Below are 12,190 nucleotides of genomic sequence, written 5' to 3'. Positions count from 1 at the left end.
TCCGGCTTTTCGATGTTTCCGTCGTGTCGCATCCTGGCAGGCTTGGCGAACCTACTGCTTCGCGATTGCTCGGTGACTGGTCGATCCGATCGACCCAAGGGGCAGATAGCCAGTCACAGACCCGTCAATCCGTATTGCGCGCCGTAGGCGGGCACCTTAGCCCTTGGACGAACCGCCCGCCGCCAGAAATTGCGCCAAACGAGGGCTGCGTGGTGACACCAGCACTTCTTCTGGCGGGCCTTCTTCCTCGATTTGACCTTCGTGCAGATACACCACCTTGCTGGAGACGTTGCGCGCAAAGCTCATTTCGTGGGTAACCACCACCATCGTGCGCCCTTCTTCGGCCAAATTCTGCATAACGCGCAGAACCTCGCCCACACGCTCGGGGTCCAGTGCCGAGGTTGGCTCGTCAAACAGCATCACTTCAGGTTCCAGCGCCAGCGCCCGGGCAATTGCCACGCGCTGCTGCTGGCCGCCAGACAAGAAGGCCGGGTATTGTTTGGCCAGATCGCGCGACAGGCCTACCTTGTCCAGATACAGCTCCGCTTTGGCAATGGCCTGCGCCTTGTCCATGCCCTGTACATGAATGGGCGTGGCGGTAATGTTTTCCAGCACCGTCATGTGGGACCACAGATTGAAGTGCTGGAACACCATGGCCAGGCTGGTGCGCAGGCGCTTGAGCTGTTGTTTATCTACCGCAACCAGTTCGTCCGTTTTGGGGTCCAGACGGGTTTTCAGTTCCTCGCCCTTGATGACGATACGGCCGGAATTGGGCGTTTCCAGAAAGTTGATGCAACGCAGAAACGTACTTTTGCCCGAACCACTGGACCCGATCAGGCTGATGACATCGCCCGGCTCCGCGCTGAGAGAGACTCCCTTGAGGACCTCCAGGGAACCATAGCGTTTGTGAATATTCTCGATGAGCAGGTTGGGCATGGAAAACGGTATCGTATTGAAAATAAAAAAGACCGGCGCGACGCGGCAGAGGGGATTACAGCACAGACTGGCCGTCAGGCAAATCATTGATGCTGTGGTTTTCCCGTACAAATCTGTGGGTCTAAACGGATTTGCGCGCATTTCTGGGTTTATGATGCAGTCTTTCCCGCAGCCCTGATCGGGCTAAGGGCGCAGCGCAAGCCGCGTTTTAGCCAAGCTTAGGTGTCCGTTACAGGGGACCTGTTTCTAGAGAGTGTTGTCATGAAAAAAGTGGTCCGTGCCAAGCTGCATGGTATCAAGGTGACCGGTGCCGACTTGAACTATCACGGCTCGATCACACTGGATCCTGAAATCTGCGAACAAGCGGGCATTTTACCCATGGAGTTTGTGGAAATCTGGAATAAGGACAGTGGCGCCCGTATTTCTACCTACGTGATCTTCGGTGAACCCGGCTCGCGCTGTGTGGTCCTGAACGGCGCGGCGGCCCGTACCTGTCAAAAGGGCGACACCGTCATCATCTGCGCAACCGAATACGTGATGAACTCCGAAGACCTGTATTCCCTGCGCCCTACCGTGCTGACCTTCACGCCGGAAAACGAAGTGGATGAAGTCATGCACTACGAAGTGGCCAAGACCGCCCGGCGCGATTACGACTTCCGCGTGGTTCGCGACGACCGCCCTCGCGGTGCAGAGCGCCCACTGGCCCGTGTGGATGTGGACGCCCTGTCCGCAGACCTGCGCTCTCGTGGCCTGGATGATCGTGCCATTGCCGACATCCTGTCCTGCCACCTGGCCGATTTCGCACCTGCGAACCAGAACTGATTGAATGTCACCGGGCCGCATCAGGCCCGCTGATGGCTTTATTAAAAAACGCGGTGTTCACTGCCTCTGGCAGCAAACTCCGCGTTTTTTGCATTTAGCCCGTTCGTGGCCCAATGACTTCTGGCGCTCAAGCCTGAATATGGCATTTGGTGCAGCGCCGTAGTGCAGCGTATCGTCAGATCACAAGATACCCAGAGCGCTGCGATCAGAGCGCTTGAGTACCTTGTTCATCACGTTCAGCGTCAATATTGGGCGCGCAGCGTCAGCATCACGTTGCGTGGGTCGCCGTAGTAGTTGTAGGCGCGTTCGTGGGCAATATAACGGTAGTACTTCTTGTCGAACACGTTGTTCAGGTTGAGGGTGGCTGAAACCTTGGGCGTGAAGTCGTAGCGCACCATCAGATCAGCCACGGCGTAAGGATTTTGCTCGATACGGATCGTGCCGGCCGTGTTCTCGTACAGGAATTTGGTCTGCCACGTGAAGCCACCCCCCACTGTCCACTGGCGCAACGAGCCGGGCAGGCGGTAAGAGGTAAAGAGCTTGAACATATGTTCTGGCGTGCGCGTGTTGAAGGGCTTGCCCTGGTTGGCCGCATCTTTCACGTACTTGGTGGTGTTGTAGGTATAGCCAGCCGTCAGATTCCAGCCTGGGGCCAGTTCACCTGTCAACTCCGCCTCAATCCCTTCGCTGCGCACTTTGCCTGCGGCAATCGAGCAGTAGTCGCTGGTGGTATAGGGGCACGGTTTGGGGCCGTCCAGATCGGTCTGGGCGCGGTTGGTTTCTTCGATACGGAAGGCCGCCAGCGAAGCCTGCACGCGGCCATCCTGGAATTCACCCTTGATACCCGCCTCGTAGTTGGCACCCACGATGGGCTTGAGCAAGGAGCCGTTGCGATCGATGGCGTTTTGCGGACGGAACACGTCGGTATAGCTGGCGTACAGCGAGTAGTTATCGTTCAGATCGAATATCAGACCGGCGTACGGTGTGAACTCGCCACTGACCTTGTAGCTCGAGGAGGCCGTGTTGGCGCCGGTGAGCAGATTGGTGCTGTCGCTGCTGTAGTCCCACCAGCTCCAACGACCACCCACGATCAAGGTAAGCGGATCGGCAAGGCTTAGACGAGCAGCGGTATAGATGCCCGACTGCTTGGTGATGGTGGCGGTGCGCGATTCATAGGGCCCAATATTGGGCGGAGGCAGCGAGGTGGGGTCCCAGTTAAAGACATCGGGCCGAATGCTGGCGTATTCACGCAGCGGCACCTGGTCGGTTTCGGTGGGATTGCGGCGCATGTTCGCACCTACTACCAGCTCATGCTTGCGGCCCAGCAAGGAGAATGGGCCCGAGGCGTACAGGTCCACGCTGGTCTGGGTGCGGTTCAGGCTGCTGGCTCGTGCGTAGTTCAGGAGTGGGCCTTGGTGCGTGTTGCGGTCCACGCCCGCGCCCGAGGCGGACAGAAACACCGTGTCTACGTCGTAGTGCTGGCGGTTGGCCGACAGCTTGGTCTGCCAGCCGTTGTCCATCTCCCAGGTCAGGTCGCCGAACACGGTGGTGCTGCGGGTGGCCCGGTGGTTCCAGTCGGCACCCAGGTAAGTGCTGCGTGGCAGTTCGAGATCGCCGCCATCGTCAAAGAAGACGACGCCAGTGCCGTTGGGCGTACCCTTGGTGCGCTGATGGTCCACCCCCACGGTGGCCGTGATCGAGGGAGTGAAGTCGTATTGCAAGGCGCCATACAGCACTTCCTTGCGTTCCTTGACGTGATCCACGAAGGAGTCGCGGTCGTCGTGCACGGCCACCACCCGCCCGCGCAGATCACCGCTGTGGTTGAGCGGACTGGAGACGTCGGCTTCCACACGGTAGCTGTTCCACGATCCCACCATCGCGCTGCCGCTGGCGGCAAATTCACGGGTGGGTTGCTTGCGCACCAGATTGAGCGTGCCGCCCGGGTTGCCGGCCCCCTGCAACAGACCCGCCGCGCCGCGTACCACTTCCACGCGATCGTAGATGGCCATGTCGGCGGCCGCTTCCGAGCCGCCTGCGCCCAGCGAGACAGGCACGCCGTCAAGCTGTGCCGTATCCAGCGAGAAGCCGCGGACCTGATAAGTCGTGCCCAGCACTTCGCCTTCTTGTACCTTGACGCCGGTGGCCTGCTTGAGTGCGTCATTAAGCGTGAGCAAACCCTGGTCGTCGAGCCGCTGGCGCGTGATCACGCTGACCGACTGCGGGGTTTCACGTGCAGTCAGGTTCATGCGCGTGGCCGAGCTTGCCGATGCGTTGGTGTAGCTGCCTGTGCCTTCGGTTCTGGGATCGAGTCGTCCCCGTACGGTTACGGTGCTCAGCTGGGTGACGTCACCGGCAGGTGCCTCTGGGACTTGGCGCAGATGGTAGCTGCCATCCGAGCTGGCAACAGCAGTCAGGCCAGTACCGGCCAACAGTGCATCCAGCGCGGCCTGGGGCGAAAACGTGCCGGAAACGCCTGGGCTGTTTCTGTCCCTGGCCAGCTCACCGGCTCCAGCGACCAGTACGCCGGATGCGCTTGCAAAGCGAGCCAGCGCTGTGCTCAAGGGGCCCGCTGGAATGCTGTAGCTTTGTTGTTTGGCAGACGCACTGTTGATCGTTTGGGCGTGGGCTTGAGGATGCCAGCTTGCCAGGCTCAATGCACCGCTGGCCAGGGCAAGTTGCAGCACGCAGGCCAAGGGGCTTAGTTTGAAACCGGGTCGGAAAAAGTGCATGGCACCAAAAGAGTTCGCCCCTCGGGCGACAGGCTGGGAATAGCCGGGCATGATGAATTCTGCTCCTTGGAAGCGGTGTAGTCGGCGAGAGCGAGCCGGTTTGCATGTGTCCTGGTCAGATTCTGGTTTTGTGCCAGGAGACGGGTAAAACGATGCCCTCATCAGGTATATCGAACACGCCAAGGAAAAGCGGAACTCGGAAAAGTGGAAATAGCCGGTTTGAAGCATTGGGCCGCTTGAATAGGCCCGTAAACCGGCTTGTCATGCACGGCGGCTGATGCCCGTGAATGTGTGTCTGAATCAAGGTCAGTGCTCGGCAAGTTCAATGCTGACCCACCAGGGCAGGGTTCGTTTGATGCGAATGGGCAGCACCCCTTCCAGCATTCTCAAGGCCCGGTCCGGATCGGTGGAGGGATAGCTGCCAATCACAGGCAGCTGGGCCGCCTCGGGTGAAACGCTAAGGTGGCCGCCGCGATAGCGCTGCAATTCGCGCACGACCTCGATCAAGGGTGTGTTGTCGGTGACGAGGATGCCTTTGGTCCAGCTTTGTCGCTCGGGCAGGACAGCAGTGGTAGCCGCAATCGCGGTACGCGAAAGCTGTGTCTGCTGACCGGCATGGATAATGTGCTGCTGGCGCTTGTTTGCCGTGTCCACCTGTACCGCGCCTTGATACACCGCCAGAAAAGTCTCCTGACCGTCCAGCCGCACCGTAAAGCGTGTTCCCAAGGCACGCAGCAAGCCTTGACGGGTTTCGACCAGAAAGGGCCGTGCAGGATCGGCCGCTGTATCGATCAGAATTTCACCCTGAACCAGGGAGAGCAGCCGTTGATTGCCTCGGTAGTCGTGGTTCATTGCAGTGTCGGAGCTGAGCCAAACGGTAGAGCCATCGGGCAAAGTCAGTTGGTGGACTTCACCACGGGCGGTGCGATGCTCGGCTGACCAGGCCATTACTGTGCCGGGCAAGGACGTATGCTGCCAAGCCAGCCAACTGCCCAATCCGCTGCCTGCCAGCGTGCCCAGACCCAGCAACAATTGGCGGCGTCGCCCCATGCGTTGGTTGGCCATGCAATAGCTTTGGACGGCAGCCTGGCGGCTGTCGCTGCTTTGTATCGGCTCAAAGCGGCCACTGATGCGTTCCACGTACTGCCAGGCCTTGCGATGCTCGGCCTGAGCGGCCAGCCAGCCTTGCCAGCGTTGCTGGTCCTGGGCCGAGGCCTCATCCGAGCGCAACAGGGCAAACCATTCGGCGGCCTGTTCCAGCGCGTCAAACGAGGGCTCCAGCATATCGTCGGGATGCAGTTCGGAAGTGCTCATGGGGCGGGTAATCAGCGTGGCTCGGGCAGGCTGGACGCCTGATGCACGGGCATGTCAGCGGCGGTATGGCGGGCTTCCAGTTTCAGGCAGCACAGCATGGCCTGGCTAAGGTATCGGTGCACCATGCGTGTGGACACGCCCAGCGCCTCTGCAATTTCCCGGTTGCTCATGCCGTCGGCCATGGCCATGAAAAAGGCATTGCCCACTTTGGCAGGCAGGGTCCGCAACATGCTGTCTATTTCGTGCAGGGCTTCCAGCACCAGGGCCTGGTGTTCGGCAGAAGGAACCAGGGCGGCCGGGCGGTTGGCCAGCTCTTCCAGCCAGGCTTGTTCAATCTGACGGCGTCGCCATAAGTCCACGCACATGCCATTGGCCATGAGCCGCAAATACACACGTGCTTCGGGTTCGCTGCCGAATTGACGGGGTTTTTGCAGCAGTCGGACAAAAACGTCTTGGGCCAGATCGGCCGCATCAAAGGAATTACCTAGCCTGCGTCGCAGCCAGCTATGCAACCAGCCGTGGTAATTCCGGTAGAGCGATTCCGTGTCGGGTGAGAAGGCGGCATTGTGCATGATGCGTTCCAGTGGTGCCTGCTCGACCAGAAAACGGTAGAGATTCGGGCAATGAGAACTGAGAATAATTCTCAATTATCAGAAAAAACCGCCCATTCGGCAAGTTGCCGTGGGCGGTTTTACTGTTGGCATCGCAAGCGATCAGGCCTGATCGCGCCCTTCTTCTACGGCATGGCAAGCCACTTCGTGCTGCCCGGTTTGCAGCAAAGCCGGGGCTTCGCGGCGGCAGCGATCATTGGCCAGCGGGCAGCGTGGATGGAAGGTACAGCCTGATGGCGGGTTCAGCGGGTTGGGCACTTCCCCCGCTACCGGAATGCGACTTTTGCCCGCCCCGCTCATGTCGGGAATGGCTCCCAGCAGCATCCGGGTGTAGGGATGGCGAGGCTGCGCGAACAAATCGTCGCGTGGCGCAATTTCCACAATCCGGCCCAAATACATGACGCCAACCCGGTCGGCCACGTGATGCACCACGGCCAGGTTGTGTGAGATGAACAGATAGGTCAGCCCCAGTTCGCGCTGCAAATCCTTCATCAGGTTCAGGACCTGTGCCTGCACCGACACGTCCAGCGCCGAGGTCGGCTCGTCACAGACGATGAATTCAGGTTGCAGGGCCAGAGCACGGGCAATGGAAATACGCTGGCGCTGGCCGCCGGAGAACTGGTGCGGGTAGCGCTGGGCGTCGCTGGGGTTCAGGCCCACTTGCGTCAGCAGCTCAGCCACTTTGGCGTCTTGCTGGGCGCGGCTCATGTCCGTGTGGGTGACCAGTGGTTCTGCAATGATGCGGCCCACGCGCCAACGAGGATTCAGGCTGGCATAAGGGTCCTGAAAAATCATCTGACGGCGCTTGCGCATGGATTTTTGGCTGGCCTTGTCCATGGTTTTCAGGGACTGGCCATCAAACAGAATCTCGCCACGTGTCAGCGAATACAGGCCGGTCAGCAGACGGGCCACGGTGGATTTCCCGCAGCCGGACTCACCCACCAGCGCCAGGGTTTCACCCTTGTTCAAGGTGAAGCTGACGCCATCGACCGCGCGCAGGTTTACCTTGGGTTTGCGGTAGACCAGACGTTCCAGCAAGGGCGGGGACACATCGAACCAGCAGGCAGCGTCCTTGACCTGGACCAGGGCTTGTTTAGGGGCGCTCATGCGGACTCCTGTGCATGCAGCCAACAGGCCGCCTGTGTTTGTGGGGGAACAGGCAACAGCTCGGGGCGTTCGACCAGGCAGCGATCAAAGCGACGATCACAGCGTGGATTGAAGGCGCAGCCGGGCGGGATGGCGTTCAGGCGCGGCATGCTGCCGGGGATTTGTTCCAGACGCTCCAGCCCCGCGTGCAGATTGGGAATGGAACGCATCAAGCCACGGGTATAAGGGTGGCTGGGTTTCTGGATCACGTCCTGTACAGGGCCGATCTCGATAATGCGACCGGCGTACATCACGGCCACGCGGTCGGCAGTCTCGGCAATCACCCCCATATCGTGGGTAATCAGCATGACCGAGGTGCCATGCGAGCGACAGAGCTTTTTCAGCAGGTCGATAATCTGCGCCTGAATGGACACGTCCAGTGCCGTGGTGGGTTCGTCCGCCACGATCAGCTTGGGCTCGGCCGCCAGGGCCAGCGCAATCACCACCCGTTGGCGCATGCCGCCGGAGAACTGGTGCGGATAGTGGTCGATACGCTCGCGCGCTGCCGGAATGCCGGTAGCTTCCAGCAATTCGATGGCGCGTTCCTGTGCCTGTTTCCAGGACAAGGGCAGATGCGTGACGATGGTTTCAGCCAGTTGATGACCCACGGTATAGAGCGGGTTCAGCGAGGTCAGCGGGTCCTGGAAAATCGCGCCAATCTTGCGGCCACGAATCTTGCGCATCTGGTCCTGGTTCAGATTGTCGATGCGCTCGCCTTCCAGCAGGATCTGGCCGCCGCTGATGCGACCGGGGGCATCGAGCAAACCAATAATGGAGGAACCCGTCAGGGATTTACCGGCACCGGACTCCCCCACCACTCCCAGCACTTCGCCGGGGGCGATGGAAAAGGACACATGATCCAGGGCTTGGAGCACACCACGCCGGGTCGGGAATTCGACACACAGGTCTTGGACAGTTAAGAGTGCAGTCATGGCTTAGCTCAATTTGGGGTTCAGGGCGTCACGCAACCAGTCGCCCAGGAGGTTGACCGACAGCACCAGCAGCACCAGCATCAGGCCAGGGAAAATCGTGATCCACCATTCGCCCGAGAACAGGAAGTCGTTACCGATCCGGATCAGGGTGCCCAGAGAAGGCGAGGTGGCCGGAACGCCGACGCCCAGAAAGGACAGCGTGGCTTCGGTGATGATGGCGGTGGCCAGATGCACGGTGGCCAGCACCAGCACGGGGCCCATCACATTGGGCAGCACATGGCTGAACATGATGCGCGGGGAGGACACGCCAATCACGCGGGCAGCCTGTACGTATTCACGGTTTTTCTCCACCAGCGTGGAGCCACGCACGGTACGGGCATATTGCGGCCAACCGGCCAGCGCAATCGCCCCGATCAGCACCGGGAAGGCGACTACATCGTGCATGTTCAAGGGGAACACGGCACGGGCCACCCCGTCGATCAGCAAGGCAATCAGGATGGCCGGGAAGGACAGCTGCACATCGGCCACACGCATGATGAAGGCATCCACACGGCCACCGGAGTAACCGGCCAGCAGGCCCAGCACGATACCGACCACCATGGACAAGGCTACCGAGGCCAGACCGATCAGCAAGGAGGTGCGCGTCCCGTACAACAGGGCCGAATACAGGTCACGCCCCTGGCTGTCTGTTCCCAACCAGTATTGGGGCGACCCGTTTTCCGACCAGGCCGGGGCCAGCAAGGCATCCATCAGATCGATGGAGGTCAGATCGAAGGGATCGTAAGGAGCCACCCAGCGGGCACCCAGCGCGCCGATAAACAGCAGCAAGGCCATGATGGTGGCCGCAATGGCGACGGGCGAGTGACGCCAGGACCAGACCAGATCGCTATCCCAGGCGGTTTTCAATTTAGCGAACATATTAGTGCCCCTTGGCGCCCGACAATTGGGTGCGCAGACGTGGATCGACCAGGAAGTACAGCAGGTCTACCAGCAGGTTGATCACAACAAATACCAGGGCAATCAGACAGAGATAGGCCGCCATCACGGGGATGTCGGCAAATTGCACGGCCTGGATAAACAGCAGACCCATGCCCGGCCATTGGAAAACGGTTTCCGTCACGATGGCAAAGGCGATGATGCCGCCCAGTTGCAGCCCCGTGATGGTGATAACCGGCACCATGGTGTTTTTCAGAGCGTGACCAAAGTGGATGGCGCGTTGCGACAGGCCACGGGCACGAGCAAATTTGATGTAGTCGGCGCGCAGTACTTCCAGCATCTCGGAGCGCACCAGACGCAGGATCAGCGTGAGCTGGAACAAACAGAGCGTGATGGCGGGCAGGATCAAATGCTTGATCCCGTCCCAGCTAAGCAGGCCGGTACTCCACCAGCCAAACTTCAGGACTTCGCCCCGGCCATAACTGGGCAGCCAGCCCAATTGCACGGAGAAGATCAGGATCAGCAAGATACCGATCAGGAAGGTGGGCAGTGATATGCCCAGCAATGAAAAGGCCAGAATGCTTTGCGCCATGAAACCATTACGCTTCAAGGCGGTGTACACGCCCAGTGGCAGGCCTATCAGCAAGGCCAGTATGGCGGCCACCACGGAGAGTTCTACGGTGGCAGGCAGGCGGTCTTTGAGCAGGGTGGAAACCGGTTGGGCTTGCCGCAGGGACAGGCCAAATTCGCCTTGTACGGCCTGGGACACAAAGCGTCCGAATTGCACGGGGGCGGGTTGGTCCAGCCCCAGGCTGGCACGCAGTTCCACGCGATCTTGTTCGGTGGCGTCCTGTCCCAGCATGATGGTGACCGGGTCACCAATGTAGCGGAACAGCACAAAAGCCAGAAGGCTGACCGTCAGCATCACCAGAACAGCCTGGATCAGACGGCGAATAATAAATACCAGCATAGGCGGTCTCCTGGTAGAGCGCGAGGATCACTCGCGACCAGTGTCGTCCTTAATGTGTAGAAAGGGCCCGGCAAGGGGGCTGGTGTAGAACGGATGACTACAGCGTAATGGGAACCAGCCCCGCACGGAGGCGGGGCTGGGGTATGAAAACAACTTAGTCGATGGTGGTCCATTGGGCCAGCATGCGGTTGTCCGCACGATGTACCACGTTGACCTTCTTGGCCATGGCCCAAGGAATGATCTGGTCATGCAGGGGAATGTGGCCCACTTCCTTGGCATGAATTTCCAGAACCTTGTGGATGGCCGCATCGCGCTTGGCGGTGTCGGTTTCGGTCTTGATCTGGTCGATCAAGGCGTCCACTTCGGCGTTTTCGTAGCCACCAAAGTTAAAGGAGCCGTCAGCGCCCTCGCCCTTGCTGTGCATCAGGCTTTGCAGGGTGTACAGCGCATCAAAGGTCGGCACGCCCCAGCCAAACATGTAGGCGCTGGAGTCAAAGCTTTGTACCTTGGGGAAGTAGGTGGCGCGTGGCATGGCGTTCAGGTTGGCTTTCACGCCGACCTTGGCCCACATGCCCACGATGGCCTGGCAGATGGCCTCATCGTTGATGTAGCGATCGTTCGGGCAATCCAGGGTGAAGGTCAGGGAATTGTCGTAACCGGCTTCTTTCAGCAGTTCCTTGGCACGATCCTGGCTGTAAGGCAGGCGCTGGGCCAATTCCTTGGTGTAGCCGTGAACCTGAGGGGCCACCATGGTGCCGGTGGGGGCGGAAGAACCGCGCATCACGGCTTTCTTGATGGCTTCAATGTCGATGGCCACGTACAGGGCTTCACGCACACGCTGGTCAGCAAAGGGGTTCTTGCCCTTGATGCTGCTGTACTTCAGTTCCGGATTCTTTTGGTCCAGACCCAGGTAGATGGTGCGGTACTCGTTGCCTTCCACAATCTTGGTTTGCTGGCGCAGACGCTGCAAGTCCTGCGCAGGTGGGTCCAGAACCAGGTCCACTTCGCCCGACAGCAAGGCGGCGGTACGGGTGGCGTTCTGCTTGATGGGTACGTAGATCACTTCGGTGACATTACCCACCTTGTTGCCCTTGTTCCACCATTCTTCGTTTTCGACAAAGACGGTGCGCACGTCCACTTCACGCGACTTCAGCTTGTAAGGGCCGGTACCGTTGGTGTTGCGAGCTGAGAAGGTTTCTTCGTTCTTGTTGAAGTCCTGAGGCTGGGTGACATTGTTCTTTTCCGACCAGGCCTTGTTCATGATGAACACACTGGTCAATTGGCGCAGCAGAACCGGGTTGGGAGCGGCAGTAACAATGTCCACCGTCTTGTCGTCCACTTTTTCTGCCTTGACGATGCCGTTCACGTAGGCCTTGAAGTTGGACGTAGGGGCCATGGCGCGCTGAATGGAGAACACCACGTCATCGGCGGTAAAGGGAGCGCCATCGTGGAATTTCACCCCTTCGCGCAGCGTAAAGCGCCAGACAGTAGGTTCACGCTGTTCCCAGGCCGTGGCCAGGCTGGGCACAATCTGGAAATCCTTGTCGTAGTCCACCAGCGCCTCATAGACATACATGCTGCCTGTGATCGTGAGGTTTTCGTTCTGTGCGTGTGGGTCCAGCGTCATGAAGTCGCCCTGGCTGGACCAGGTAAGCGTTTTGCTGTGGCCCACCAAGGGCAGGGCGACCAGAGCTGCCAGCGCAGCAGCCAATACTGTTTTTTTCATGAAAACCTCCTGTTGGGGTGCTTGGTGTCGCTGATAGAGAGGCTGCATAGTAACCGGGCGCTTGCTGC

Annotated in this window: 10 protein-coding genes; 1 reads left to right on the top strand and 9 read right to left on the bottom strand. The window is 59.7% G+C overall.

Annotated elements, in window-relative coordinates; all coding sequences use genetic code 11:
* Window positions 1-156 precede the first annotated feature (156 nt).
* The gene (locus tag OSH04_RS16455; RefSeq protein ID WP_009461219.1) at window positions 157-936 is read right to left on the bottom strand and encodes an ABC transporter ATP-binding protein; all 780 of its coding nucleotides are present in this window, start codon (window positions 934-936) and stop codon (window positions 157-159) included.
* A gap of 261 nt (window positions 937-1,197) precedes the next feature.
* On the opposite strand from OSH04_RS16455, the gene panD reads away from it, so the two are divergent.
* The gene (gene panD, locus OSH04_RS16450; protein WP_266108875.1) at window positions 1,198-1,758 is read left to right on the top strand and encodes an aspartate 1-decarboxylase; all 561 of its coding nucleotides are present in this window, start codon (window positions 1,198-1,200) and stop codon (window positions 1,756-1,758) included.
* 242 nt (window positions 1,759-2,000) lie between these two features.
* Here panD and OSH04_RS16445 read toward each other — a convergent pair whose 3' ends face one another.
* From OSH04_RS16445 to OSH04_RS16410, 8 genes are all read right to left on the bottom strand, one after another.
* Window positions 2,001-4,538: a TonB-dependent siderophore receptor gene (locus OSH04_RS16445; protein WP_266108873.1), complete on the bottom strand. Its 2,538-nt coding sequence runs from the start codon at window positions 4,536-4,538 to the stop codon at window positions 2,001-2,003.
* A 255-nt stretch (window positions 4,539-4,793) separates the two neighbouring features.
* Window positions 4,794-5,801: a FecR domain-containing protein gene (locus OSH04_RS16440; protein ID WP_266108872.1), complete on the bottom strand. Its 1,008-nt coding sequence runs from the start codon at window positions 5,799-5,801 to the stop codon at window positions 4,794-4,796.
* 11 nt (window positions 5,802-5,812) lie between these two features.
* Window positions 5,813-6,373 (bottom strand): sigma-70 family RNA polymerase sigma factor, encoded by a 561-nt coding sequence (locus OSH04_RS16435; RefSeq protein ID WP_042484893.1) that lies wholly within the window; start codon window positions 6,371-6,373, stop codon window positions 5,813-5,815.
* A 141-nt stretch (window positions 6,374-6,514) separates the two neighbouring features.
* A complete protein-coding gene (locus OSH04_RS16430) occupies window positions 6,515-7,519 on the bottom strand; it encodes an ABC transporter ATP-binding protein (protein WP_266108871.1) in 1,005 nt (334 codons plus the stop codon).
* The gene (locus tag OSH04_RS16425; protein WP_257112789.1) at window positions 7,516-8,490 is read right to left on the bottom strand and encodes an ABC transporter ATP-binding protein; all 975 of its coding nucleotides are present in this window, start codon (window positions 8,488-8,490) and stop codon (window positions 7,516-7,518) included. Before OSH04_RS16425 ends, OSH04_RS16430 begins: the two co-directional genes overlap by 4 nt.
* A 3-nt stretch (window positions 8,491-8,493) precedes the next feature.
* Window positions 8,494-9,408: an ABC transporter permease gene (locus tag OSH04_RS16420; protein WP_009461211.1), complete on the bottom strand. Its 915-nt coding sequence runs from the start codon at window positions 9,406-9,408 to the stop codon at window positions 8,494-8,496.
* A 1-nt stretch (window position 9,409) separates the two neighbouring features.
* On the bottom strand, window positions 9,410-10,396 hold the full coding sequence (locus tag OSH04_RS16415; RefSeq protein WP_009461210.1) for an ABC transporter permease: 987 nt from the start codon (window positions 10,394-10,396) through the stop codon (window positions 9,410-9,412).
* Window positions 10,397-10,550: 154 nt separating this feature from the next.
* Window positions 10,551-12,122, bottom strand: coding sequence for an ABC transporter substrate-binding protein (locus OSH04_RS16410; RefSeq protein ID WP_239054954.1), 1,572 nt, complete (start codon window positions 12,120-12,122; stop codon window positions 10,551-10,553).
* Between the last annotated feature and the right edge of the window lie 68 nt (window positions 12,123-12,190).

Origin of the sequence: Alcaligenes nematophilus (genome assembly GCF_026344155.1) — a bacterium.
GTDB lineage: Bacteria > Pseudomonadota > Gammaproteobacteria > Burkholderiales > Burkholderiaceae_B > Alcaligenes > Alcaligenes phenolicus.
The sequence above is the reverse complement of the archived record's forward strand: the minus strand, read 5'-3'. Positions and strand labels throughout refer to the sequence as shown.